The 25177-nt window shown below is 68.1% G+C and carries 28 protein-coding genes; 13 read left to right on the forward strand and 15 right to left on the reverse strand.

Going from position 1 to position 25177, the window contains the following annotated elements; translation table 11 throughout:
- Nucleotides 1–5: 5 nt before the first annotated feature.
- The 3 genes from U5798_RS04395 to U5798_RS04405 are packed head-to-tail and all read left to right on the forward strand — an operon-like array spanning nt 6 to nt 3428.
- The gene (locus tag U5798_RS04395) at nt 6–1094 is read left to right on the forward strand and encodes an alcohol dehydrogenase catalytic domain-containing protein (protein ID WP_322081319.1); all 1089 of its coding nucleotides are present in this window, start codon (nt 6–8) and stop codon (nt 1092–1094) included.
- A 31-nt stretch (nt 1095–1125) separates the two neighbouring features.
- Nucleotides 1126–2673, forward strand: coding sequence for an FGGY-family carbohydrate kinase (locus U5798_RS04400; RefSeq protein WP_322081320.1), 1548 nt, complete (start codon nt 1126–1128; stop codon nt 2671–2673).
- A complete protein-coding gene (locus tag U5798_RS04405) occupies nt 2670–3428 on the forward strand; it encodes an SDR family oxidoreductase (protein WP_322081321.1) in 759 nt (252 codons plus the stop codon). Before U5798_RS04400 ends, U5798_RS04405 begins: the two co-directional genes overlap by 4 nt.
- A 67-nt stretch (nt 3429–3495) precedes the next feature.
- Here U5798_RS04405 and U5798_RS04410 read toward each other — a convergent pair whose 3' ends face one another.
- From U5798_RS04410 to U5798_RS04445, 8 genes are all read right to left on the reverse strand, one after another.
- Nucleotides 3496–3636, reverse strand: a complete 141-nt coding sequence (locus tag U5798_RS04410; protein WP_174972170.1) for a hypothetical protein — start codon at nt 3634–3636, stop codon at nt 3496–3498.
- 180 nt (nt 3637–3816) lie between these two features.
- Complete coding sequence (locus U5798_RS04415) at nt 3817–4401, reverse strand: nucleotidyltransferase family protein (protein ID WP_322081322.1); 585 nt, start codon at nt 4399–4401, stop codon at nt 3817–3819.
- Nucleotides 4402–4506: 105 nt separating this feature from the next.
- Entirely contained in the window at nt 4507–5184 is a 678-nt protein-coding gene (locus tag U5798_RS04420) for a M15 family metallopeptidase (protein WP_322081323.1), read from the reverse strand.
- Between the two features lie 144 nt (nt 5185–5328).
- On the reverse strand, nt 5329–5724 hold the full coding sequence (locus U5798_RS04425; protein WP_124449723.1) for a type II toxin-antitoxin system VapC family toxin: 396 nt from the start codon (nt 5722–5724) through the stop codon (nt 5329–5331).
- Nucleotides 5721–5960 carry a type II toxin-antitoxin system Phd/YefM family antitoxin gene (locus tag U5798_RS04430; protein ID WP_011659184.1) on the reverse strand — a complete coding sequence of 80 codons (240 nt, stop codon included), beginning with the start codon at nt 5958–5960 and terminating at the stop codon, nt 5721–5723. Before U5798_RS04430 ends, U5798_RS04425 begins: the two co-directional genes overlap by 4 nt.
- 120 nt (nt 5961–6080) lie before the next feature.
- Nucleotides 6081–6764 (reverse strand): Fe2+-dependent dioxygenase, encoded by a 684-nt coding sequence (locus U5798_RS04435; RefSeq protein WP_124449725.1) that lies wholly within the window; start codon nt 6762–6764, stop codon nt 6081–6083.
- Nucleotides 6761–7516, reverse strand: a complete 756-nt coding sequence (locus tag U5798_RS04440; RefSeq protein WP_322081324.1) for a tetratricopeptide repeat protein — start codon at nt 7514–7516, stop codon at nt 6761–6763. The genes U5798_RS04435 and U5798_RS04440 overlap by 4 nt, the downstream gene beginning before the upstream one ends.
- A gap of 3 nt (nt 7517–7519) precedes the next feature.
- Nucleotides 7520–9763 (reverse strand): TonB-dependent siderophore receptor, encoded by a 2244-nt coding sequence (locus U5798_RS04445; protein WP_322081325.1) that lies wholly within the window; start codon nt 9761–9763, stop codon nt 7520–7522.
- A 322-nt stretch (nt 9764–10085) separates the two neighbouring features.
- Here U5798_RS04445 and U5798_RS04450 point away from each other — a divergent pair, with 322 nt between their 5' ends.
- The gene (locus U5798_RS04450) at nt 10086–10325 is read left to right on the forward strand and encodes a FitA-like ribbon-helix-helix domain-containing protein (RefSeq protein ID WP_124450175.1); all 240 of its coding nucleotides are present in this window, start codon (nt 10086–10088) and stop codon (nt 10323–10325) included.
- Nucleotides 10322–10741 carry a type II toxin-antitoxin system VapC family toxin gene (locus U5798_RS04455; RefSeq protein ID WP_322081326.1) on the forward strand — a complete coding sequence of 140 codons (420 nt, stop codon included), beginning with the start codon at nt 10322–10324 and terminating at the stop codon, nt 10739–10741. Before U5798_RS04450 ends, U5798_RS04455 begins: the two co-directional genes overlap by 4 nt.
- A gap of 140 nt (nt 10742–10881) precedes the next feature.
- Here U5798_RS04455 and U5798_RS04460 read toward each other — a convergent pair whose 3' ends face one another.
- Nucleotides 10882–12177 carry an aspartate carbamoyltransferase gene (locus U5798_RS04460; protein ID WP_124449733.1) on the reverse strand — a complete coding sequence of 432 codons (1296 nt, stop codon included), beginning with the start codon at nt 12175–12177 and terminating at the stop codon, nt 10882–10884.
- Nucleotides 12178–12410: 233 nt separating this feature from the next.
- Between U5798_RS04460 and U5798_RS04465 the strand changes: the two genes are divergently transcribed.
- A complete protein-coding gene (locus tag U5798_RS04465; protein WP_034204471.1) occupies nt 12411–12545 on the forward strand; it encodes an entericidin A/B family lipoprotein in 135 nt (44 codons plus the stop codon).
- A 93-nt stretch (nt 12546–12638) separates the two neighbouring features.
- On the opposite strand, the gene U5798_RS04470 is transcribed toward U5798_RS04465, so the two are convergent.
- The 3 genes from U5798_RS04470 to U5798_RS04480 form a co-directional block, all read right to left on the reverse strand.
- Entirely contained in the window at nt 12639–13187 is a 549-nt protein-coding gene (locus U5798_RS04470) for a permease (RefSeq protein WP_124449735.1), read from the reverse strand.
- A 187-nt stretch (nt 13188–13374) separates the two neighbouring features.
- Nucleotides 13375–14328, reverse strand: a complete 954-nt coding sequence (locus U5798_RS04475) for a DMT family transporter (protein ID WP_322081327.1) — start codon at nt 14326–14328, stop codon at nt 13375–13377.
- Between the two features lie 176 nt (nt 14329–14504).
- Nucleotides 14505–15299, reverse strand: coding sequence for an AraC family transcriptional regulator (locus U5798_RS04480; protein WP_124449739.1), 795 nt, complete (start codon nt 15297–15299; stop codon nt 14505–14507).
- Nucleotides 15300–15469: 170 nt separating this feature from the next.
- On the opposite strand from U5798_RS04480, the gene U5798_RS04485 reads away from it, so the two are divergent.
- A complete protein-coding gene (locus U5798_RS04485; protein WP_322081328.1) occupies nt 15470–16303 on the forward strand; it encodes a molybdenum cofactor biosynthesis F family protein in 834 nt (277 codons plus the stop codon).
- On the forward strand, nt 16300–17109 hold the full coding sequence (locus tag U5798_RS04490) for an SDR family oxidoreductase (protein WP_322081329.1): 810 nt from the start codon (nt 16300–16302) through the stop codon (nt 17107–17109). Before U5798_RS04485 ends, U5798_RS04490 begins: the two co-directional genes overlap by 4 nt.
- Nucleotides 17110–17205: 96 nt before the next feature.
- On the opposite strand, the gene U5798_RS04495 is transcribed toward U5798_RS04490, so the two are convergent.
- The gene (locus tag U5798_RS04495; protein WP_322081330.1) at nt 17206–17898 is read right to left on the reverse strand and encodes a dihydrodipicolinate reductase; all 693 of its coding nucleotides are present in this window, start codon (nt 17896–17898) and stop codon (nt 17206–17208) included.
- A gap of 414 nt (nt 17899–18312) precedes the next feature.
- Between U5798_RS04495 and U5798_RS04500 the strand changes: the two genes are divergently transcribed.
- The 4 genes from U5798_RS04500 (at nt 18313) to creD (ending at nt 22778) form a co-directional block, all read left to right on the forward strand.
- A complete protein-coding gene (locus tag U5798_RS04500) occupies nt 18313–19026 on the forward strand; it encodes an SDR family NAD(P)-dependent oxidoreductase (RefSeq protein WP_322081331.1) in 714 nt (237 codons plus the stop codon).
- 76 nt (nt 19027–19102) lie between these two features.
- Complete coding sequence (gene creB / locus U5798_RS04505) at nt 19103–19819, forward strand: two-component system response regulator CreB (RefSeq protein WP_322081332.1); 717 nt, start codon at nt 19103–19105, stop codon at nt 19817–19819.
- Between the two features lie 15 nt (nt 19820–19834).
- Nucleotides 19835–21286 (forward strand): two-component system sensor histidine kinase CreC, encoded by a 1452-nt coding sequence (gene creC, locus U5798_RS04510; RefSeq protein ID WP_322081333.1) that lies wholly within the window; start codon nt 19835–19837, stop codon nt 21284–21286.
- A 103-nt stretch (nt 21287–21389) separates the two neighbouring features.
- Nucleotides 21390–22778, forward strand: a complete 1389-nt coding sequence (creD, locus tag U5798_RS04515; protein WP_322081334.1) for a cell envelope integrity protein CreD — start codon at nt 21390–21392, stop codon at nt 22776–22778.
- A 74-nt stretch (nt 22779–22852) separates the two neighbouring features.
- On the opposite strand, the gene U5798_RS04520 is transcribed toward creD, so the two are convergent.
- Nucleotides 22853–23275, reverse strand: coding sequence for a RidA family protein (locus U5798_RS04520; RefSeq protein WP_322081335.1), 423 nt, complete (start codon nt 23273–23275; stop codon nt 22853–22855).
- Nucleotides 23276–23419: 144 nt separating this feature from the next.
- Between U5798_RS04520 and U5798_RS04525 the strand changes: the two genes are divergently transcribed.
- Complete coding sequence (locus U5798_RS04525) at nt 23420–23617, forward strand: oxidoreductase-like domain-containing protein (RefSeq protein ID WP_124449758.1); 198 nt, start codon at nt 23420–23422, stop codon at nt 23615–23617.
- A 69-nt stretch (nt 23618–23686) separates the two neighbouring features.
- On the opposite strand, the gene U5798_RS04530 is transcribed toward U5798_RS04525, so the two are convergent.
- Nucleotides 23687–25147, reverse strand: a complete 1461-nt coding sequence (locus U5798_RS04530; RefSeq protein ID WP_322081336.1) for an MFS transporter — start codon at nt 25145–25147, stop codon at nt 23687–23689.
- Nucleotides 25148–25177: the final 30 nt, after the last annotated feature.

Consider the following 25177-nt stretch of genomic DNA (forward strand, 5'->3'; position numbering starts at 1 on the left):
AACTCATGACGACACCCGAAGCCCAGCCGCGCATGACCGCGGTCGTCTGCCACGGCCCCGAGGATTACCGCGTCGAGCAGGTCGCGAAGCCGCGCCCCGGCGCGAACGAGCTCGTGATCCGCATCGCCGCATGCGGGATCTGCGCGAGCGACTGCAAGTGCTATACGGGCGCGAAGATGTTCTGGGGCGGCCCGAGCCCGTGGGTGAAGGCGCCCGTGATTCCCGGCCATGAATTCTTCGGTTACGTCGAAGCGCTCGGCGACGGCGCGGCCGAGCATTTCGGCGTGGCGATCGGCGATCGCGTGATCGCCGAGCAGATCGTGCCGTGCGGCAAGTGCCGCTATTGCAAGTCGGGCCAGTACTGGATGTGCGAGGTACACAACATCTTCGGTTTCCAGCGCGAAGTCGCCGACGGCGGGATGGCCGAGTACATGCGCATTCCGCCGACTGCGATCGTTCACCGGATCCCGCTCGGCGTATCGCTCGAGGATGCGGCGATCATCGAGCCGCTGTCGTGCGCGATCCATACGGTGAATCGCGGCGACGTGCAGCTCGACGACGTCGTCGTGATTGCGGGCGCGGGCCCGCTCGGCCTGATGATGACGCAGGTCGCGCACCTGAAGACGCCGAAGAAGCTCGTCGTGATCGACCTGATCGACGAGCGGCTCGAACTCGCGCGGCAGTATGGCGCCGACGTGACGATCAATCCGCAGCGCGACGACGCGCGCGAGATCGTCCGCGCGCTGACCGACGGCTACGGCTGCGACGTGTACATCGAGACGACCGGCGCGCCCGTCGGCGTGAACCAGGGGCTCGACCTGATCCGCAAGCTCGGCCGCTTCGTCGAATTCAGCGTATTCGGCGAGGATACGACCGCCGACTGGTCGATCATCGGCGACCGCAAGGAGCTCGACGTGCGCGGCGCGCACCTCGGGCCATACTGCTATCCGGTCGCGATCGACCTGCTCGCGCGCGGGCTCGTTACGTCGAAAGGCATCGTCACGCACGATTTCGCGCTCGAGGACTGGGACGACGCGATCCGCGTCGCGAAATCGCCCGAATCGATCAAGGTGCTGCTGAAGCCGGCCCGCTGATGCGGCGGCCATGCGCCTCACCGGAGACATCATGGAATACGTGATTGGCGTCGACATCGGCACGCAGAGCACCAAGGCGCTGCTGGTCGACCGGCATGGCACGATCGTCGCGCGGCACGCGGCCGGCTACCAGCCCGATACGCCGCGCCCGCTGTGGGCCGAGCAGTGGCCGCAGGTATGGTTCGACGCGGTGCTCGCATGCATCGCGGGCTGCGTGCGCGACGCGCGTGCGCAGGGCGTGCCGGCCGACGCGATTCGCGCGGTGTGCGTGAGCAGCCTGTACGGCGGCTCGGGCATTCCGGTCGACATCGACATGCGGCCGCTGCATCCGTGCCTGATCTGGATGGACCGGCGCGCGACCGCGGAAGTCGACTGGGTCAACGAGCATGTGAACGTCGAGCGGCTGCGCGTGATCACGGGCAACGGCGTCGACAGCTACTACGGCTTTACGAAGATGCTGTGGCTGCGCGACCAGCGGCCGGACGTGTGGGCGAACGTGCGCTATTTCCTGCCGCCGAACGCGTACGTGATCTACCTGCTGACCGGCGAAGTCGCGGTCGATCACAGTTCGGCCGGCAACATCGGTGGCGTGTACGACGTCGCGCGCCGCGAGTGGTCCGACGATGCGCTCGACATGCTCGGCATTCCGGCGACGATGATGCCCGAGCGGCTCGTCGATTCGTCGGAGATCGTCGGCGGATTGCTGTCGCAATGGACCGGGCAGCTCGGCCTGCCGGCCGGCACGCCCGTCGTCGCGGGCGGCGTCGACGCGGCGGTGGCGACCTTCGCGGCCGGCGCGACGCGTACCGGGCAGCACGTCGCGATGATCGGCACCAGCATGTGCTGGGGCTACGTGAACCGGCACGTCGATGCTCGGCACGGGCTCGTCAGCATGCCGCACGTGTTCAACGGGCAGCGCGACCTGTACGTGTTCGGCGGTGCGATCACGGCCGGCGCATCGGTCGCGTGGTTTCGCGACCAGTTCTGTCACGCGGAGATCGATGCGGCGCGCCTGCTGCCGCACGGCGATCCGCACGTGCTGCTCGAGGAGGCAGCCGAGAGCGTGCCGGCCGGCGCCGACGGCGTGCTGTTCCTGCCGTACCTGATGGGCGAGCGCAGCCCGGTGTGGGACGCGAAGGCAAGCGGCGCGTTCGTCGGGCTGAGTCTCGCGCATACGCGTGCGCACCTGTATCGCGCGGTGCTCGAGGGTGTCGCGTTCGCGCTGCGGCACAACATCGAGGCCGGACGTCGCGGGGCGGTCGCGCTGGACGACCGGTTGATCGTCGTCGGCGGTGCCACGCATTCGGCGCTGTGGATGCAGATCATCGCGGACGTGACGGGTTTTCCGGTGTGGACGATCGAGCAGGACGTCGAAGCCGCGATGGGCGCCGCGCTGCTCGCGGGTGTCGGGGCAGGGCTCGTGTCGCACGACGAGGCACAGGGCGGCTGGGTCAGGCTCGTCGAGCGTGCGCGTCCCGATGCCGATCGCGCGAAAGCGTACGACGCGCGTTTCGCGCTCTACACGGCGCTCTATCCGGCACTCAAGCCGATCATGCACAGGCTGGGCACATCTTCATGAACACACGATTCGATTTCAGCGGTGCGCGAGTGCTCGTCACGGGAGCATCGAGCGGGATCGGGCGCGCGTGTGCGGTTGCGCTCGCGAAGGCGGGGGCGCGGGTCGTCGCGGCAGGGCGCGACATGGCCGCGCTCGGCGCGCTCGCCGGCGAGACCGCGTGCGAGACGTTGCGTATCGACGTCGGCGGCGACGAGCATGCGATCGACGCGGCGCTCGCCGCGCACGATGCGTTCGACGGCCTCGTCAACTGTGCGGGGATCGCGTCGCTCGAACCGGCGCTCGATGTCGAAGCCGCGCATTTCGATCGCGTGATGGCCGTCAATGCACGCGGTGCGGCGCTCGTCGCGCGGGCCGTGGCGCGCAAGATGATCGAGCGCGACGGACGCGGTGCGGCGAACGCACGGGGCAGTATCGTCAACGTGTCGAGCCAGGCCGCACTCGTCGGCCTGCCCGCGCATCTGAGCTATTGCGCGTCGAAGGCGGCGATGGACGCGATCACGCGCGTGCTGTGCATCGAACTCGGGCCGCACGGTATTCGTGTGAACAGCGTGAACCCGACCGTCACGCTCACGCCGATGGCGCAGTTCGCGTGGAGCGAACCGGAGAAGCGTGCGCCGATGCTGGCCGCGATTCCGCTCGGGCGCTTTGCGGAGCCCGACGAGGTCGTCGAGCCGATCCTGTTTTTGCTGAGCGATGCGGCGTCGATGATCAGCGGCGTGTCGCTGCCGATCGACGGCGGGTATACGGCGCGCTAGGCCGCGTCACGCGGCGGTCGCGGGCGACGGGGCGTTGCGGTCAAGGCGCGGGGCGGCCGACGCGCGGCTAGACCGGGTCCTTGCTCGGCGGTCCGTCCGGTTGCTGCGGATTGTCGTGATGACCGGGCGGCGACGAGAACGGATCGTCTTCCGGATCGCGGTTCGGGTCGGCCGGTGGCTCGGGCGTCGGGGTCGTGTGATCGGTCATGGAGAACTCGCGCAGTGCGTGACGGCGGTGGCGCGGCGGGAGCGCCTCGTCTCCGTTATAGCCAATCGGGCGCACGTTTGCAGCGGGATTATCGCGGCCGGTTGGCGATCGTCGGCGAAATCCGCGCATGGGCGGTTTTCGTGTCGGATCGTGCCGGGAGCCGGCCGCTCGCGATCGCGGTCAGCGCAAATCCGCCGGCGTATCGACGTCGCGCAGGATGCCGGGATCGTCGACGTCGAGCAGCTTGACCGGCGCGCTGGCGAACAGCGCGCGGGCGCCCGTGTCGCCGTCGAGCGCGGCGAGTGCATCGAAGTGGTGCGCGGCGAAGCCGACCGGATGGCCGCGTAGGCCGCGATGCACGGGCGCGACGATCGACGCGTCGTCGGCTTCGAGCGCGCGTGTGACCGTCTCGTAGGTGGACGCCGCGATCCACGGCATGTCGCCGAGCGCGACGAGCCAGCCGTTCGCGTCGGGTGTCGTGCGGACGCCGGCCGCGAGGCTCGCGCCCATGCCGCGCAACGCGTCGGGCGCGTACACGACCTGACAGCCGGCTTCGTTCAGCAGAATCGCGAGTTTTTCGGCGCCGGGGCGCACGACGGCGATCACGTCGGACGTGGCCGCCGCGAGATGACGGGCGGCGGCGACCGCAACCGGCGTGCCGTCGGGAAGCAGCGCGAGCAGCTTGCTGTGCAGGCCGCTCGGGTCGAAGCGTTGACCAAGGCCGCCGGCGAGCAGGACGCCGGTGGCGAGTGACGCATAGGACATCGGCGCGGGGGGAGTGAGGCAGGTGCTGCGATTGTGCGGGAGCGGGCGGGGATCGGCAAGTGAGGATGTTACCGATTCGCGCCCGTCAGGCTGGAACGTCTGCCATCACGACACTTCGTCGAGCATGCTTTCCTCGACGGGACCGTAAATTGCGTGCAATTCGTTCTGGATGACGGCCCAATAGCGGTCGCCGAACGACCAGTGCCACCATTCGGACGGGTAATTCGTGAAGCCGGCGTGGGTCATTGCGGCGATCAGCACCTCGCGGTTGCGCGCGGCGGCGCGGCTGATGAACGCGTTGCGCGTGTAGCACGCGCCGGAGGATTCCCGGTCGGTGGCGTTCATGATGCAGCCCATGTCGATCTCGATGCCTTCCGCCGAGATCAGCGTCAGGTCGATGGCGGCGCCCGTCGGATGGGCGGCGACTTCCGGCGGTGCGACGTAGTGGCTCGTCAGTGCGATCAACGTGCCTTCGTCCGGCAGCGGATTCAGCGTCCGGCGCAGGTGCGCGAGATGCTCGGTGAAGTACTGGCGCTGCAGGGCCAGCGGGCGGTAGCCTTCCTTGACGTACAGGCGCAGGTCGCCGGGCAGCGCGTGCGCGGCGGCGATCAGCCGTTCCGCCACGCTGCGACGCACTTTCAGGAAATGCGGGCTCCTGCTCTCGATATCGCGGCGGTCGAGATCGACGGCGATGCGGTCATGGAAGCCTGAGAGATCGACGAACCCTTCGTGCGACTCCTGCAGGGCGATCGAGCGGACGGCGGGATCGGAAAGCGGTATCACGGTAGCGAGCAAGTGACGCGATGACGGTGGCGGGCCACAAGCCGAACAGGTGAGGCGGCCGTGGTCGTTTTGGTCAGACGAATCGGCAATATGCCAGAGTTGGGCTGAGCGCGTATGGCGGTTGGATACGCGGGCGGGTGGCGCTCACCAGAGCGTCTTGACGTGCGCGTACGCGTGGATTTTTTCGTCGCGGGTAATCAACTGCGCGCCGAGCCGCCGCGCGGTGGCAACGATCATGCGGTCTGCCGGATCCTTGTGGAACGTGCCGGGCAGGTCGGTGGACTTCGCGGCGATGTCGGCATCGACCGGCACGAAGCGCATGCCGTCGATCTGCGCGACGGTGGCGAGCCATGCGTCGACATCCATCGTCAGTGCGAGGCGATCGTTGCGCACCAGCATCGCGATCTCCCACGCGGAGATCGCGGATGCGGCGAGCGCACCCTCGCTGCGTGCGCGATCGATCGCGCTTCGCGCCTTCTTGCTGAGCGAAGGGTCGCCCGCCACCCACCACACCAATGCATGCGTATCCAGCACGATCACCGCGACGCCTCCCAATCATCTTCCGCAATCGGATCGAGAGGATTGTCGTAGCGCATGACCGAGCCGCGCAATATGTCCAACGGCTGAGCTTCGCGTGCGTGATACGGCCGGATCTCGAGCGTCGGCTTGCCGTGGTCGGTGACGATCAGACTTTCGCCCGATGCCTCGACGAGCCGGAAGTATTCGAGGGCGCGGGCCTTGAATTCGGATTTCGATACGGGAGCGTGCGGCATCATGATATGAGCATGGTCATTTGACGATGGTCATTTTAGGCTCGTATTTCGACGCGATGCAAGCGCCGGGTGTCACGCGTGCGCAACGCGTGACACCGGAAAGGGCGGCGTTACCGATTCACGCTACGCATCCGCCCACTTCCTCAACAGGTTGTGATAAACGCCCGTCAATGAAATGACCATCGCATCCTTCGCCCCTTTCTCCGCGGAAAGCGCCTGAATCTGCGTATCGAGCTGAAACAGCAGCGTGCGGTCGCCGTCATCCCGCACCATGCTCTGGATCCAGAAGAACGAAGCGACACGCTCGCCGCGTGTGACCGGCGTCACGTGATGCAGGCTCGATGCCGGATACAGCACGAGATCGCCAGCCGGTAGCTTCGCGCGATGCACGCCGTACGTATCCTCGACGCACAGCTCACCGCCGTCGTACGCATCGGGTTCTTCGAGAAACAGCGTCGCCGACAGGTCGCTGCGCACGCGGAAATCCGTACCGCGCAGCAACCGGATCGCGTTGTCGACGTGCGTGTCGAACGTCTCGCCGCCTGCATAGCGATTGAACAGCGGCGGAAAGACCTTCAACGGCAGCGCTGCCGAAAAGAACAGCGGATTGCGTGCGAGCGCATCCTGGATCGCGTCGCCAACGGTGCGCGAGACTGGCGAGCCTTCCGGCAACTGCCGGTTGCGTTTCGCGAGCGCCGACTGAGCACCGGACGTCGCGTTACCGTCAACCCATTCGGCCCCATCGAGCAGGTCGCGACATTGCACGACCTGCGCTTTGGTCAATACGCAGGGGATGTGAAGCATCATGAGGCGGATTCCATTGCGTGCGGCGCCAGTTGCAGCGCCGCCGAGCGAAAAGCGGCGACCGGCGACGACGCGAGATACGCGCGCATCTTCGCGATGAAGGCGGGCGTCGCGGTGGCCGGCACGCACGCGAGCCAGTCGAGCGCTTCGTCGATGTGCCCGCGCTCGGCGAGCAGCCGCGCATAGTTGAACTGGCCGCGGAAGTCGCCGGCCTCGGCCGCGCGGCGATAGTGGTCGAACGCGGCGTCGGTGTCGACCGCCACGACCCAGCCATCTTCGTAGAAACCGCCGATCAGGTTGATCGATTTCGCATGGCCGAGTGCGGCCGCGCGGCGGAACCAGTCGAGCGCGTCGGTGCGGTTCTCGTCGACGCCGTTGCCGAGCGCGAGCGCCGTCGCGTAGTTGTACATGCCCCAGTCGAGCCCCGCCTGCGCGGCGAGCCGGTACCAGTACACGGCCACCGGCGCGCACGCGGCCGTACCCCAGCCGAACTCGTAGCAGCGGCCGAGCATGTTCATCGCCATCGGATGACCGGCCCGCGCCGCGTGCCGGAACCAGTTGAACGCGGCCGCCGGATCGCGCGCGACGCCGTGCCCGTCGAGCAGGTACTGGCCGTAGACGGCCTGCGCATCGACGATGCCGTGGTCGGCGGCCGCCGCGACCCACGCGGCGGCACGCTCGGGCGGCCCGGCCAGGATGTCGGCGAACCCGCGCGGCGATACCGACGCGAGCGCCTTCAGCGACACGGCCTCCATCGATCAGTAGCGCGCGTTCAGCGTGACGAACGCCGAGCGGCCCGGCGCGATCGACGCATAGTGCGCCGGGTACGCCTGATCGAAGTACGTGCGGTTGAACAGGTTGTTCACGTTCAGCTGCAGGTCGAGCTTCTTGTTGATCCGGTACTGCGCCATCGCGTCGAAGCGCCAGTACGACGGCACGGCGCGCTGGTTCGCCGGATCGCCGAAGACTTCCGACATGTAGAACGCACCGCCGCCGACCGTGAACTTCGGCGTGACGTCGTAGTTCGACCACATCGTGAGGCTGTGCTTCGGCGTGTTCGGGAAGCGGTTGCCATTGTTCGCGGCGTCCTTGCCGTTGTCGCGCAGCTCGCTCTTCATGTACGTGTAGCCGCCGAACACCTGCCACTGCTTCGTGATCTGGCCTGCGAGGCCGAGTTCGAGACCCTGCACGCGCTTGTTGCCGACCATCGCGTACTGGTTGTTCGGCAGCGTCACACGCGCGTTCGTGGTGTCGATCTGGAACAGCGCGGCCGTCAGTGACAGCTTGTCGTTCAGCACGTTCCACTTCGTGCCGAGCTCGATGCTGCGGTTCTTCTCGGGCGCCATCTGATCGGCGTTCGGGCCGACGCCGCCGCGGCCCGGCGTGAGCGACTGCGTCTCGCTGCCTTCGCCGAGCAGCATGCCGGCCGGCGTCGACGACGTCGCATACGACGCGTAGATGCTGCCGTTCTGCGCGGGCTTGAACACGAGGCCGGCCTGCCAGTTGAACAGCGTGTCGTCGCGCGTGGTGGTCTTGCCGCCGTTGGCCTTGGTATCGGTGAAGCGGGTCGAGTAGTCGTCGACGCGCACGCCGGCGTTGACCTGCCAGCGCGGCGTGATCTCGATCGTGTCGAAGCCGTAGATCGACTTCGTCGTGGTGCGCGCATGCGCGTAGTCGTTGTTGCGCGTGATCGAACCGGCCCACGGGTCGTTCGGGTTCGGCGACCACAGGCTCGTGCAGTTGTAGCCCGACGCGGCGCCGATGCCTTTCTGGCAGATCTTGCCGGTGTCGGTCGCGACCGTGTACGAATCGCGCTTGCCCCATTCGCGCGACAGCTCGATGCCGGTCGTGAAGCTGTGCTTGAACGGGCCCGTGCGGAATTCCCCGAACAGCTCGGTCAGGTTCGCGAGGCTGTTGATCGAGCTGTCGCGGTTGTTGTTGCGGCGCCAGACCTTGCCGTTCACCACGTTGCCCTGGCTGTCGTCCGGCTGCGTCCAGATGTAGTCCTGCGTCGATTCCGTGTAGCGGGTGGTATTGCGGATCGTCAGCGAAGACGTGATGTCGTGCTCGATCTTGATCGTGCTGATGTCCGACGTGGTCTTGCGGAAGTCCCGATCGATCAGGCCGTAGAAGTTGTGGCGATCGACGGGCGCCGGATAGATCGTGTTGACGTTCGCGGGCTTGTTCGACGTCGTGTAGAAGTACGGGATGCCGCCGTCCGGCATGTCGTCCGTCTGCAGGTGGTAGTAGCTCGCGGTCACGCGCGTCGGCGTGCCGAGGCCGAACGCGATGGACGGTGCGACGCCCCAGCGCTCGTTGTTGACGGCGTCGCGGCCGGCGACGTCGTTGTTGTGGCTCATCAGGTTCAGGCGGAACGCGGCGTGATCGGCGAACTGCCAGTTGCCGTCGGCCGTGAAGCGGCGATAGCGGTCGGTGCCGAGGCCCGCGCTCGCGGCGGCCGTCGTGCCGAGGTGCGGCGCCTTCGTGATCAGGTTGATGCTGCCGCCGGCGCCGCCGCGGCCGCCGTACGCGCCGTCGGAGCCCTTGGTGATCTCGACGCGCTCGGTGTTGAAGATCTCGCGCGTGATCGCGCCCGTGTCGCGCATGCCGTCGACGAACATGCTGCCCTGCGTGTCGTAGCCGCGGATGAACGGACGGTCGCCGAGCGGGTTGCCGCCTTCGCCGGCGCCGAACGTGATGCCGGGCACGGTGCGCAGCGCTTCGGTCAGCGTCGACGCGCCGCTGCTCTGGATCAGCTCCTGCGGGATCACGGTGACGGACTTCGGCGTGTCGACGAGCGGCGCGGTGAATTTCGCGGAAGCGGAAAAGTCGGCTTTGTAGCTGTGCTCGGTCTTGCCCTTGATCTCGATCGGCGCGAGATGGCCTTCGGTGCTGGCGGGGGCCGCGGGCGGCGTGCCGTCGGCGAACGCGGGGCTCGCGGCGAGCACGCTGCACAGGGTGGTGAATTTACCGAGCTTCAGCTCGTCGGAACGGGACTTCATGATGCGTTCGACCTCGCGATGTGGCCCCGGAGACGGTGCGCTGCAGAAATGTGCATGCCGCCGGGAATTATTACGATTTGTTTTCAGGCGGCATTCTATGTAATTTCCTGTTGAATGAGAAGCGTTCGTGTTTATGTTTGTAAGGTGATTGTTGACGAATGTTGCGGAGGGGTTTTGAGGGTTGGCGGGGCGGGCGGGATGGCCGAATGGCCGAATGGGACGGGCGTGGCGGACGGCTTGCAGTGGTCGAATCTCCATTCGGCTCAAATGACAGCAAGATGTTAGTATGACTGCATTGCAAGCAAATGTAGTGAGGTGCATCATGCCCGTGATCACGGTTCGAAATTTGCCCGACGAAGTGCATCGCGCGCTTCGAATCCGGGCCGCGCAACATGGCCGCAGTACCGAGGCCGAGGTGAGAGACATTCTCGAGCAAGCCGTTCGGCCCGGCGGCCGGCCCAGGCTCGGGACGCTGCTGGCTGAAATCGGGCGAGAGGCGGGCGGCATCGATTTCGAAGTTCAGCGTGACAAATCGCCAACCGATCCGATGAGCTTCGAATGATCCTGGTCGATACCAACGTCATTTCCGAGTCGCTGCGGCGCGAGCCGAGCGCAGCCGTGATCGAGTGGCTCGACGCGCAGAACGTCGACACGTTGTTTCTAGCCGCAATCAGTCTGGCCGAGATTCGATTCGGCGTGGCCGCGTTGCCGGTGGGGCGCAGGCGGGACTGGCTCGAGCAAAGCATCGAGCAGCGGGTCGTGCCGTTGTTTCGCGGCCGGATCCTGCCGTTCGACGATGCGGCCAGTCAGGCGTATGCGAGCCTTCGTGCGAAGGCGCGTGCGGTCGGCAATGCGATGGCGTCGGCCGATGGCTTCATCGCTGCAACCGCCGCCGCGAACGGTTTGATCGTGGCCACGCGCGACGTCGCGCCCTTCGAGGCAGCGGGCCTGCGTGTGATCGACCCTTGGGCCAGCTGACGCCGGGTCGGCCGCCGCCACGCTACCGGCACCGAAAATGACAACGCGCCGTGCAAGCCGGCGCGCTGGGTGCGTTACGTCTGCGTGCGGCCCTTGAACCGAAGCAATCTCGCGTTCAGGCGCGCAACACCGGCCGCAGGTCAGTCGATCCCGTGAAACACCGCATCCTCGGGCCCGAGGTACGCAGGCGGGCGCCACGTCGCATCGCGCATCGAGTGCTGGACGAGATTCTCGACCCCGAGCAGGATCGCGAAGATCGCCATCCGCACCGGAATGCCGTTGTCGGTCTGGCGGAAGATGGCCAGGCGCGGGTCGCGGTTCAGGTCGACCGACAGGTCGTTCGCGCCCGGCCGGCTGTCGCGCGGCAGCGGGTGCATGATTAGCGTGTCGGGCTTGCACACCGAGTCGACGAGTGCCTGGTTGATCTGGAAATCCGGTGTGTAGCCTTCGAACGACTCGTCGGTGAAGCGCTCCTTCTGGATCCGCGTCGCATAGACGACGTCCGCGCCGCGCAGCCCGGCCGCGAGGTCGTTCGTCTGCTCGACTACATGGCCGTTCGTCGCGATCTGGTCGACGATGTATGCCGGCATCTCGAGCGTCGGCGGCGACACGAGCGTGAACTTCAGCCCGCGGTACAGCGCGAGCAGCTTGACGAGCGAGTGCACGGTGCGGCCGTATTTGAGGTCGCCGACCAGCGCGATGTGCGCGCCGTCGACGATCTTGCCGAGCCGCGAAAACTCGCGCTGGATCGTATAGAGATCGAGCAACGCCTGGCTCGGATGTTCGCCGGGGCCGTCGCCGCCGTTGATCACGGGCAGGTTGGTTGCGCGCGCGAACTCGGCCACCGAGCCTTTCTCCGGATGGCGGATCACGAGCGCGTCGACGTAACCGGCCATCACGCGGCTCGTGTCGTAGATCGATTCGCCCTTGGCCATCGACGAGAACGTGAAGCCCGTCGTGTCGCACACCGAGCCGCCGAGCCGGCAGAAGGCCGCGCCGAACGACACGCGGGTGCGCGTGCTGGCTTCGAAGAACAGGTTGCCGAGCACCGCGCCTTCCAGCACGCGCGAGATCTTGTGGCGTCGCGCGATCGGCTGCATCACGTCGGCCACGCGGAACAGCGCCTCGACCGATTCGCGCGAGAACTGGTCGACCGAGATCAATTGCGGCTTGCCTTCGAACAGGAACTGCTTCGAGAGCTCCTGTTTGTCTACGCTTTGCGTATAGTCTCCGCCGTCCGGCGCCGAGCGCTCGACGATTTCCGAAACAAAGCGCTCGACGATCTCGGGCATCCCGCGCGATTCCTGCGAATCGTCGGGCAGCAGCCACGTATCCAGTGCGCGCCGGCTGACGCCGATGCGATTGGCGAACGCTTCGCGGGTCATGTTGAGGCGGCGCATCGCGTCGCGGAGGAAGGCTTGCTGGGGAACGGTCATCGGCGGCTCCTGATGGAAAATATACGCGGTGCGTATATTAGTTCGTGGCGCAATGAAGTCAAGGAAAATCTGTGCGAACGGCAATGTGGCGCGTGTAACACGTGGCGGGTTCGTACTGGCGCGCCGCGGCCGTCTCCGTATAATCAGGTCAGGCCCCGTGCCCGGTATGGTGCCGGGCGCCATGCCGCTAACGATTCGCCCGGTCGGGCTTGTTGATTCGAAGGAGAATGAGAATGACGCGTACGATTGCTGCAATGCTGCTGGTGGTGACCGCCGCGCTCGCCGGTTGCAACACGGTCGCCGGCATGGGCCAGGACATTTCGAAGGGTGGCCAGGCGATCAGCGATTCGGCTGAAAAGGCCAAGTAAGCCGACCGGTTCCGGAATGCAGAAGGCGCCGGGCCGTCCCGCGATTGCGGGGCGGCCCGGCGTTTTTTTCGGCCGGTGCCGACGCCGGTGGCGTCAGGCGTGTTCGACGAACGCGTAGCGGCCTTCGACCTTGCGCGGCGTGAACCAGCCGTAGTCGGGGAACATCCGGTTGCGCACGTACCAGACGTAGCCCACCAGCAGGGCCGTGATCGCGAGGCTCGGCAGTGCGGTCGACGGATCGCGTCCGAGCTCGGCGATGGTCTTCGGCAACTGCAGCAGCGACAACGCGATGAACGCGTGATAGGCGCCGACGCGATGGGTCGCGAAGCCCCAGATGAACAGCAGCGACAGCGGCACGGTCAACACGAGGAACACGGCCACGAGGCCGGTTCCGGCGCCGCTCGCGAAGAAGTAATACGCGAGGATGAGGCTGATCGCCAGTTGGGCGATTCCGAGCGCGACCAGGATCCGGACGTGCACCTTGTTCCTGCGGCAGCGCTCGGGATCGGGCCGCGACGCGATCAGTTGCGCGAGCACGCGATCCTTGAGCCCTTGTCCCGACAGTTCGGCGAGCGCGTCGGCCTTACGCGTGCCTGCGGAGAGCAGCACCGCGATTCTTGTCTTGGCTTCCTTCCTGTTCATTGCGTGGCGGATTGTCGTTCGATGGTTGTCAAAGGTTCCGGCCACGCGAATATTGCATCTTGCGGAGTCGTGCGCAATCGGTTTGCAGCGCCCGGACACATTCCTACAGCCGCCGCGGCGCGCGGGTGACGGGCCATGTCACCGGAGAGCGTGGCCGCCGTTGCCGCGATCCCGCGCTGACCGCCGGTCAGTCCGCGGTGGTTTGCGCGGTGGCAGGCGCGAGGCTGGCCGGCCGGGCATCGTTTGCGTCGGCGAGCCGCTCGCGCCGCCGCGTCGCGCCGACGAGCATGCCCGCGACGACGAGCGCGATGCCGGCGACTCGCGTGCCGTTCAGCGTTTCACCGAACAACGCGACCGCGAACAGCACGGCCGAGACCGGTGCGACCGCCGTGAACAGCGCGGCCTCGGTGCCGCTCGTGCGCGCCGAACCGGCGTACCAGCACAGGTAGCCGAGCACGGTCGGCACCAGCGCGTAGTAGGCGATTGCCGATACTGCGCCGACGGTCCAGCCGTTTGCGACCGCGCGCCATTCGAATGCGGCCGGCACGAGCGCGAGCACGAAGCCGAGACCCGACATCGCGGTGGACAGCGCGAGCGGCGGCAGCGGCGCGGCAAGCCGCCGGTTGAGCAGGATGAACACGGCTTCGCACGCGACGGCGGCCAGCACCAGTGCATCGCCGGCAAGCGTCTGGAGCGACGGCATCGCGTGGCCGGGTGCGAACGTGACGAACAGCACGCCGGCCGTGGCGAGCGCGGCGGCCACCCAGTCGCGCGGCGTCTGCCGCTCGCGCAGCACGACGGCCGCGATCAGCGTCGACATGGCCGGCAGCGTGCCGAGCATCACGCCGGCGTCGAGCGGCGACGACAGCTTCGTGCCGCTGATCAGCAGCACCGTATAGCCGACGCCGCCCGCAGCGGCCTGGATGACGAGCAAGACGGCGTCGCGCGTGGAAACGCGCGGCCAGCGCATGCGCTGCGCGCGCATCAGCGCGAACAGCAGCGGCGTCGCGATCAGGAAGCGCAACGCGGTGGCCGCGAACGGCGGCAGGCCGCCGGCCGCGAGACGGCTCGCGATGACGGTGCTGCCGACGCCCGCCATCGCGGCGGCGAGATAGAGATAGCCAATCAGTCGTGTCTTCATGCGCCGCATCGTCGCGTACCGCGGCAACGTGCGTCTTGAACGAAATTGCAGCGGGGTGGGGGGGCGTTGAAGGCGGTGCGTGCGCTGGCGGTATGGGGAACGGTTGCGGTCGTAGCGGCACCCTCCGTCGACGGCGATGCGGCGCCCCGGATGCTTGTGCGCCGGCAGCAGGCGCGTCAAACCGCCTGCGTAAATCGCCCCGGCGTGATCCCGAACTGGCGCGCGAACGCGCGCGTCAGGTGGCTCTGGTCGGCAAAACCGGCTTCGGCCGCGGCGTCCGCGATCGGCATTCCGCTGGCGAGCAGCGCACGCGCCAGCCGGGTGCGCGACTGGATCAGGTACGCATGCGGCGTGATGCCGAGCTCGCGCGCAAAACCGCGCAGCAGCTGGAAGCGGCTCACGCCGCTCAGGCCGGCCAGCTCGGCGAGCGAAACGGGTGCGGCCGGCGCCGCGTCGAGCCGCTGCCGGGCGACACGGATCGCCGGTGCGACACCGGACGCCGGCAGCGTGCGGTTCGCATGCCGGGCGAGCAACCCGGCGACGAGCATCACGAGCGCCTCGTCGCGGGCGAGCGGCTGGGATTCTCCCGCGACGATGCGGGCATGCAGCCGGCCGACGGCGGCGGCAAGCCGTGCGTCGCGCACGGCCGGGTGCGCCAGCTCGACACCGGCAAGGCCTTCTTCCGCCGCGACGCCCGCGACCAGCGCGGGCGCGAGGTACAGCATCCGCCAGCGCCGGCCCGTGCCGGCATCGAGCGGCGAACCGTCGTGCATTTCGCCCGGGTTGACCATGATCGCGTCGCCGGCCAGCGCGTCGACCTGCCCGCGGCCGCTCCAGGACCGGTGCGCACCGCTGACGATCACGCCGACCCCGAATTCGTCGTGCGCGTGGCGCGGAAACGCGCGGTCGGATTCGAGGCTGATCGCCTCGATGCCTTCGCCGGTGCGTCGGTAGTGGGTGACACGGTGCATGTGCGCTCCTCGCGCCGGTTGCGGCGCGGATCACGTGCACTTTAGCGCGTTCCGTCGCCGCGCGCCCTTCATCCTTTTGGCGGATACCGCGCGGCGCGCGCAGCCCGCACCATGTGCACATCTGCAGCGTACACGGCCCGCCGGGCCTGAAGCTGCGCGGGAGACGGCAGGTGGAACGACAGGATCCGGTATTCATTCAGGTTGGCGCGCTGGCAGACGGCTTCGCGCCGGAAGCGAACATCCTCGCGTCGGTCGACGCACTGGCCGGGCGCACGCTGGCGCTCGGCGACGCATCGGGCGCATGGCGCGTCTATTCGTTCGAGGCGGGCGCGCTGCAGTGGCGCGATGCGGCGACCGACACGAGCGGCCGCGAGCCGTGCCGCGTAACGCGGCTGCGCGACGGGCTGTACTTCGTCGACTATATCGACACGGCTGCCCGCGCGACGTCGGTCAGTCTCGTGATCGATCTCGACCATGGCGTGTGGACGTCGGTCGTCGGCGTGCTGCCGACCGAAGCCGACACGCGCATCGACGCATTCACACGCGTCGCGCGCGGCTTGCCGCTGACGGCCGTCGATGCGGAATTCCGGCACGGCACGCTCGGCGGCCACTTGCAGCCGGGGCCGCTGCATGCGCCCACGCGCGAGCTGATCGGCAAGCGGACGCTGTACCGCTACAGCCCGACCGAATGCTACGAGCACATCTACCTGAACGAGAATTTCTACGCGTGGCAGTGCCTGCAGGGTGTCGAGGGCGGGCTGGCCGATGTCGACCGCTGTCATTACTTCAGGATCGCCGATGAACTGTATCTGTTCGTGTGGCGCGAAAAGGTGGTGCCGACGCTGGGCGTCGTCCTGATCGACCTTGCGCAGCGCAAGACCGACGGCAAGATCTTCGGCTACCAGGGCGGCGATTTCGGGGCGCTGTCGAACTTCCAGATCGGCGCCTACGCGCAGGTGTTGAACGAAACCGTGCATCCGCTCGGCGGCGAGGCGCAGCGATGAATGCCGTGCCGGGCAGCGGCCGCCTGCGTGCGGATTTCAGCGGGCGCGTCGTGCTCGTCACGGGTGCCGCGCAGGGGATCGGCGCGGCGATCGCGCGCCGTTTCGCGGAGTCCGATGCGTTCGTCGCCGTGGCCGACCTGAACGGCGACGCGGCCGCCGCGCAGGCCGATGCGCTGGCCAGTGCGGGCGGCACTGCGCGCGCGTACCGGGTCGACGCAGCCAGCCGCGACGACCTGGGCGCGCTCGTCGCGGCCGTCGAGCGTGACGGCGGCCGGCTCGACGTCGTCGTTCATAACGCCGCGTATTTTCCGCTGACGCCGTTCGCGCAGATCGACGAGCCGACGCTCGAGCGAACGCTGTCGGTCAACCTGTCGGCGCTGTTCTGGCTCGCGCAGGCCGCGTTGCCGGCATTCGAGCGCGCGGGGGCCGGGCGGCTGCTCGTCACGTCGTCGGTGACGGGGCCGCGCGTCGCCTATCCGGGGCTCGCGCATTACGCGGCGTCGAAGGCCGGCGTGAACGGCTTCATTCGCGCGGCGGCGCTGGAACTCGCGCGCCGCAACGTGACGGTGAACGGCGTCGAGCCGGGGATGATCCGTACGCCGGCGGCCGGCAATCTCGGCGGCGCGTCGGTCGCGGCGCAGATCGCGCGCGACATTCCGCTCGCGCGGATGGGCGAGCCGGAGGACATCGCAAACGCGATGCTGTTTCTCGCATCGGCCGACGCGGCGTACATCACGGGGCAGACGATCGTCGTCGACGGCGGCGCGACCTTGCCGGAGAGCGGGGCGGTGCTGGGAGACGCGTAACGGTGGACGCGAACCGGCACGAGCAGCCGCTGCGGCAACGGTGCGGCCGGCATGTCGTGGCGAGCTGTGCCGTCGCCGGCCCGCACGCCGCCTCGATTACAGCCAGCCGTTGCGGATGAATTCGACGATCGAATAGCGGCGGTTCTCGAGATCGTGCTGCCGGACGGCTTCGACGATGCGCGATATGCCATCCGCATAGGGCGCCGCGCCGACCACGCGCGATTCGAACTGCAGGCTGCATGCGCCGTCGTCGATGCGGATCCGGTGCACCGCATGGCGGCCGAGCTGATCGTCGGGGATGCCGAATTCGCTGCGCTGCACGTCCGGGTCGCGCACGGAGCGGATGTCCTCCGGCGGTACGCCGAGCGATTGGCCGATGCCGACGGCCGTGCCGGGGACGGACGTCTTGCCGGCCTGATGCGATTCCGCGAGGCTGATCTCGCAATCGCGGAACAGGTGGCCGCTCGTTTCCAGCATGCTCATGAACTTGAGCATCAGGATGTTGGTGTTCGGGCAGAGCACGACCGGGAAGTCATGCGATGCGGTTTCGAGGTCGGAGCCGGTGGACAACTCGACGAGCGGCGACGCGGTGGCCCGGCAGAACGCGATCGCGGCGGGGAGTTCGCGGCCGGAACCGGCGTGCACGACGATCGATCGGCCGTCGCTACGCGTTGCGTCGTCTTGCATGCTGTCCGACCAGGGCGTCACGCGACAGGTCGCCGGGTCGAGCTTGTGCGCATTGAGCAGTTCGTTGGCGAGCTTGCCGGTTCCTACGACGATTACTTGCATGAAATTGACGGGTCGGGATTCAGGATTCGAGTCGGAGTTGGCGCGGGCCGTCGGGTAGCCCGGTACGGCGGTCGCGGCGCGCGCCGCGCCGGACGGGCCTCGCGCATTATGCCCGGCCGCCCGCGTCCGCGCTTGCCGGGCGCTGCATGGCGCGGTCGTCACGCCGATGCGTTCGCGCAACCCATCGTCGCGCTCCAGCGCCGGGCGAGCCTGGCTCGCGACGTCGCGGCAGCCCGTGACGGGTGGGCCGCGATCCGTTTCGTGATGCCGCTGCCGGGCCGGCGGCCGCGCAACCGGGGCGAAACGACGGACGATTTGCGCCGACGCAGCCTCGCCGCCGTGCGCACGGATGCGTGAACGGCGCTACGCTGTCGCAACTTCGTCAAATCATCCTCGATCCAGGAGAACTCATCGATGGAACACGATCTGAAAGGCAAGGCAGTCGCGATCACCGGCGGATTCGGCCATCTGGGCGTCGCGACGGCCGCATGGCTCGGCGAGCGCGGCGCACGCGTCGCGCTGATCGGCCGCGGCGCGGTGCCCGCTGCACAGGCGCTGCCCGGCGTGCCGGCCGACGCGCTGCGCGTCGGCGGCATCGATCTCGTCGACCCGCAGGCCGCGGTGCAGGCGCTCGACACGGTCAACCGCGCGTTCGGCCGGGTCGACGCACTGCTGAACATCGCCGGCGCATTCGTGTGGCAGACGATCGCCGACGGCGATGCGGCCACGTGGGACCGCATGTACGACCTGAACGTGAAGACCGCGCTGAACGCGTCGAAGGCCGCGCTGCCGTACCTGCTGGCGAGCCCGGCCGGCCGCGTCGTCAATATCGGCGCGGGCGCGGCGTTCAAGGCCGGCGCGGGCATGGGCGCGTATGCGGCCGCGAAGGCCGGCGTCGCGCGGCTCACCGAGGCGCTGGCGGCCGAGCTGCTCGACCGCGGCGTGACGGTGAACGCGATCCTGCCGAGCATCATCGACACGCCGCCGAACCGCGCGGACATGCCCGATGCCGATTTCACGCGCTGGGTGCGGCCGGAACAGATCGCGGCGACGATCGGGTTCCTGCTGTCGGCCGACGCGCAGGCGATCACCGGCGCGTCGATTCCGGTGAACGGCCGCGTCGCGTAACGCGCCGGGGAGGGGCTGGCCGGGTCCGGCCGTGCGTACAATGTCGCACCGGATTGTGCGACCCGAACCCGAGACCATGAATCAGCCCAATATCCTGATCGTCGAAGATGAAATGGCGATCGCGGACACGATCGTCTACGCCCTCGGCACCGACGGCATGCAGACCGTCCACTGTACGCTCGGGCAGGCGGCGCTCGACCTCCTGCGCGACACGCGTTTCGATCTCGTGGTGCTCGACGTCGGCCTGCCGGACCTCAGCGGCTTCGAGGTGTGCCGGCGGCTGCGCACGTTCACCGACGTTCCGGTGATCTTCCTGACCGCGCGGCACGACGAGATCGACCGGATCGTCGGGCTCGAAATCGGCGCCGACGACTACGTGGTCAAGCCGTTCTCGCCGCGCGAGCTGGCGGCGCGGGTGCGTGTGATCCTGCGCCGCTTCTACCGCACGGCCGCGCCGGGATCGGCGCCAGTGCCTGCATCGGCAACGCTGCCGGCCGAAACGATCGCACCGGGTTTCACGCTCGACACGGACGGCGCGCGCGTATCGTGGCACGGCCACGCGCTGGACCTCACGCGCTACGAATTCGGCCTGCTGGCGCTGCTGGTCCGGCATCCGGGGCGCATCTATTCGCGCGAACAGCTGATGGACCTCGTGTGGCACGAGGCATTCGATTCGGCCGACCGCACGGTCGACACGCACGTCAAGACACTGCGCGCCAAGCTGCGCGCGATCGATCCCGAGCGCGACCCGATCCGCACGCATCGCGGAATGGGTTATTCGCTGCAACCGTAACGACCGGCACCGCCCATGCATATCGGCCTGCGCATCTTCTTCGGTTTCTTCCTGATCGTCGGTCTCGCTGCGCTGATCACGCTGCGCGTATTCGTGCAGGAGGTGAAGCCCGGCGTGCGCAAGGCGATGGAGGACACGCTCGTCGATACCGCGCAGGTGCTCGCGACGCTGGCCGCCGACGACATGGCGCACGGGCATATCGCCGACGGCGCGTTCGCACGTCAGCTCGGGAAACTGCGCGAGCGTCCGGTCAGCGCGAACGTGTGGGGCATCCAGAAGAACGCGATCGGCTACCGCCTCTACATCACCGACGCGCACGGCATCGTGCGCTACGACTCGTCCGGCAGCGCGGTCGGCCAGGACTATTCACGCTGGAACGACGTGTACCGGACGCTGCGCGGCGAATACGGCGCGCGCAGCACGCGCAGCGATCCGAACGACGACAGCAGCACCGTGATGCACGTCGCGGCGCCGATCCGGCGCGGCAACGAGATCATCGGCGTGCTGACGATCGCGAAGCCGAACCAGACGGTCGCGCCGTTCATCGCGCGCAGCCAGCGCAAGATCATGCTGTACGGCGCGTTGCTGATGGGCGGCGCGATCCTGATCGGCGTGGCGTGCACATGGTGGCTGGTGCTCGGGCTGCGGCGCCTGCAGCGCTATGCGCGTGCGATCGCGGCCGGCGAGCGCGCGGCGATGCCGCTGCAGGGCGCGAACGAACTGGCCGAGCTCGGGCGCGCGGTGGAGAGCATGCATCAGCGGCTGGAGGACCGGCAGTACGTCGAAACCTACATCCACACGCTCACGCACGAGATGAAGAGCCCGCTGGCCGCGATCAGCGGCGCGGCCGAACTGCTTCAGGAAGACATGCCGGTCGCGAACCGCCGGCGCTTCACCGAGAACATCCGCCGCCAGGCCGGCCGCCTCGAACAGATGATCCGCAAGCTGCTCGCGCTGGCCGAGGTCGAGCAGAAGCAGCGCCTGTCGGTGCACGAAACGGTCGCGTTGCGGCCGGTGCTCGAACAGCTCGTCGACGATCTCGAGCCGCGTGCGCGGCAGCGCGGCGTGAGCCTGCGGATCGACGCGAACGACGCGGTCGATCCTGCCGTCGTCGAAGGCGATCCGTTCCTGCTGCGCCAGGCGCTCGGCAACCTGCTCGACAATGCACTGGATTTCGCGCCGCGGGGCAGCACGATCCGGATCGCGCTCGAACGGCAGCCGGCGGGCAGGGCGCACGTCGCGGTCGTGCGCGTCGACGACGACGGCCCCGGCGTGCCCGACTACGCGCTGTCGCGCGTGTTCGAGCGCTTCTATTCGCTGCCGCGTCCCGACGGGCAGGATCGCAGCACGGGCCTCGGGCTGTGCTTCGTCCGCGAAGTCGCGATGCTGCACCGCGGCCAGGTCGCGCTCGCGAACCGCGACGAAGGCGGCGCGTGCGCGACGCTCACGCTGCCGGCGGCCGGCTGAGCGCGCTTCACGTTCGCCACACATTCGCTTCACGCCGGCTTCAATCGCCCTTCACCGGGGCCGCTCATGCTGACCGCACCTTCCACTTCGGTATCCGTCAGCAATGAATCGAGTCCTGTTGTTCAAGTCCGTGATCACCGCGTTTCTCGCGCTGGCGATCCTGATCCCGCTGCAGATGGTCCAGAGCATCGTGCGGGAACGCGCCGACTATCGGCAGAGTGCGCTGCAGAGCATCTGGGCGAGCTACGCGGGCCCGCAGACGGTGACGGGGCCCGTGCTCGTCGTGCACTACACGGAAGTCACGCGCGTGCGCGACGACTCGCCGGCCGGCGGCAAGGCGAAGACGAGCCTGAGGAGCGAGACGAAACGCCTGCTCGTGTTTCCGAAGACGCTGAGCGTCGACGGCACGCTGTCGGTCAGCGTGCGCTATCGCGGCATCCACAAGGCGCTGGTGTACGGGCTCGACAGCCGGATGACGGGCACGCTGCCGCTGCCTGACCTGAAGAAGCTGCCGCAGGCCGACGGCCACGTGAGCTTCAAGATCGACGGCGCGTATGTCGCGCTCGGCATCGGCGATCTTCGCGGGTTGAAGGCGCAACCCGACCTGCGCATCGGCGGCAAGCCGCTCGACGTGGAGCAGGGCACGCGGCTCGACAGCCTGCGCCAGGGCGTGCACGCGAACATCGATCTCGCGGCGCTGGCGGACGCGAGCGCAGGGGCGGCGGTCGTGCCGTTCAGCATTGGCCTGCCGCTGGCGGGTGCGGAATCCGTCGCGTTTGCACCGGTGGGCGACCAGAACGACTTCTCGTTGAAGTCGACGTGGCCGCACCCGAGCTTCGGCGGCGAGTTCCTGCCGGCCGAGCGCACGATCGATGCGCGCGGCTTCACGAGCAACTGGCACGTGACGTCGTTCAACACGAAGGCGCGCGAGCAGGTGGCGTCCGGCAACGGCGGGGACGAGATCGAGATGGCGTCGGTGTCGTTGATCGAACCCGTGAACGTCTATCTGCAGGCGGAGCGTGCGACGAAGTACGGTGCATTGTTCGTGATGCTCACGTTCGCGAGCTTCTTCATGTACGAGCTCGTGAAGCGGCTGCGCATTCACCCGATCCAGTACACGCTGGTCGGCCTGTCGCTCGCGCTGTTCTTCCTGCTGCTGCTGAGCCTGTCCGAGCACATCGCGTTCGGCTATGCGTATCTCGCGGCGAGCGCCGCATGCATCGGACTGCTCGGCTTCTACCTGTCGTTCGTGCTGCACAGCGTGAAGCGCGGCGCGACGTTCACGGCGCTGCTCGGGATGCTCTACGCGGCGCTCTACGGGCTGCTGCTGTCGGAAGACAATGCGCTGATGCTCGGTTCGCTGCTGCTGTTCGCGATCCTCGCCGGCATCATGACGCTCACGCGCCGCGTCGACTGGTATTCGCTCGGCGCCGCATGGCAGCCGCTGGCGGACAAGCAGGGTGCCGCGAAACCGGGCGCGCCGGCGAAGTAATTGCGCGGGTGGCGAGCACGCGCGCCGGCCGGGAATGCCGCGGCCGGCGCGCTTTTGTACGGGGCGCTCGAGCCTTATGCGAGCGATGCAGGCCGGCGAAACCGCGCCAGCGGAATCTCGGCGACGGCCGTGATCTCGATCAGCAGGTCGGGCTGGTAGAGACGCTCGACCTGAACGGTCGTCGTCACGGGATAGGGCTCGGCGAAATACCGCTTGCGGATGTCGCCCGCCTGCATGAACGCGTCGATGTCGGTTGCGTAGTGGACGAGCGAGATCACGTCCTGCATCTGCCCGCCCATCGCGGCCAGTACGTCGCGGATGTTGTCGAGCGTCTGGCGTACCTGGGCGCGCATGTCGCCGTGGCCGACAACCTGCCCGTCGCGGTCGAGCGCGACCTGTCCCTTCAGATGCACGATCCGGCCGTCGCCCTGGATCACGGCCATCGAGAACGCGCCGAACGGCGCCCAGACTTCCGGTGGATTCAAGGCTTCGGCCATCGCGCAGCTCCGGTAGGGCGGGCACGGGATACCCGTGCCATCGCGGCATTATGGCGGAGTTCCTCGTCGCCCCGTCCGTCCGGCTGACAGCGGCGGTGGCTCCGATCGACCTATACTGATCGTTCCACATTACCGGGCCACGCCGTGCCGAACCAAGCTTCAGAAGATCCGTCCGTCGACGATCCCCGTCCGACCCCGCCTGTCCAGCCCGAGCTGGAGGACTGCTGCAACAGCGGCTGCTCGCCTTGCGTTTTCGATTTATACGACGAAGCGCTCGCGCGCTATCGTATCGAACTGGCCGAATGGGAGGCGCGGCAAGCGCAACGCAAGCATCATCATTGAACCGGGCGCCGGCGCGTGCCTGCGCCATCGCGCGATCCGGCTCATTAAGCCGCTGCCATCCCTGTCCGGCTACGCGCCGGCATGCAGCCGCCGATGCAGCGGCCCGAGCGCCGTCGACAATGCGATGCACACCAGCAACACGACCGTCAGCGTGAACATCGACGTCCGGAATCCCTGCACGTAGTCGATCGCGGCCGGATGCACGCCGAGCCGCGCGAAGAACACGCCGCCGATCGTCGCGGCGCCGACGGCCGCGCCGATCTGCAGCATCGCGCTGACCATCCCGGACGCGACGCCCGCGCGGGCCGCGTCGACTTCCGCGAGCACGATCCTCACGACCGACGGCAGCACGAGGCCTTGCCCGATCCCGATCGCCGCGATGCCCGCATAGAAGCCGGGCGCCGGCGCATCCGCACGGGCGAGTGCGGCGGCGGTCGTGACGCCGGCCGCGAGCATCACGAAGCCGAGCGTGAGCACGCGATGGCCGCCGAACCGGCCGACGAGGCGCGGCATCAGCAGCGGGCTTGCGAGGAAGCCGAGCCCGAGCGGCAGGATCGCGAACCCCGACGCGAGCGGCGACCAGTTCAGGCAGCCCTGCAGATAGATCCCGTAGCTCAGGAAGAACGCGCTCAGCATGTAGAACAGGAACGCGAGCAGGAGCCCGAGCGCGACGACCGGGTTGCGGAACAGGCGCACGTCCAGGAGCGGATCACGACCGCCGGCAAGCCGGCGCGATTCGACCGCCAGCAGCGCGCCGAGCATCGGCAGCGCGCCGACGAGGCACGCGATCATCCACAGCGGCCAGCCGGCTTCGCGGCCGTGTGTGAGCGGATACACGAGCATCAGCAGGAACAGCGACATCAGCACCGTGCCGGGCACGTCGATACGCTGGCCGCGCGGCGGCCGGTTCTCCGGAATGAAGCGCCAGCTGCCGATCAGCGCCAGGATGCCGATCGGCAGATTGACGAGGAAGATCGCGCGCCAGCCGAGCCCGAATGGATGCAGGCTGATCAGCGCGCCGCCGCCGAGCTGGCCGATCACGGCCGCGAGGCCGAACGCGAACCCGTAGAAGCCCATGACGCGCACCTGTTCCTGCGGGCTGAACACGCTGCGGATCGTCGCGAGCACCTGCGGCGCGAGGATCGCGGCGAACAGGCCCTGCAGCACGCGGCCGCCGACCAGCACCGTGCCGCTGCCGGCGAGCCCGCACAGCGTCGACGCGAGCACGAAGCCGGCCATGCCGAGCATGAACATGCGCTTGCGGCCGTACAGGTCGCCGAGGCGGCCGCCGGTGATCTGGACGACCGCGCTTGCGCACGCATACGCCGACACGACGAGCTGCAATTCGGCCGGTCGCGCGCCGATGCCGTCGCGGATGGCCGGTAACGCAAGATTCACGATGAAGTAGTCGAGCGGCGGCAGAATGGCGCCGACCAGCAGGACCACGAGCGCCCAGCCGTGATGGCTGCGCGGCGTCGCCGCGGCAGCCGCGCCGGCCGGCGCGCAAGGAGCAAGGGTGGGGTTCGTCATGAAAGCGGGTCCAGAAAAATGAGGGCCGTA

This window comes from Burkholderia sp. BCC1972 (genome assembly GCF_905339605.1).
Taxonomy (GTDB): Bacteria; Pseudomonadota; Gammaproteobacteria; order Burkholderiales; family Burkholderiaceae; genus Burkholderia.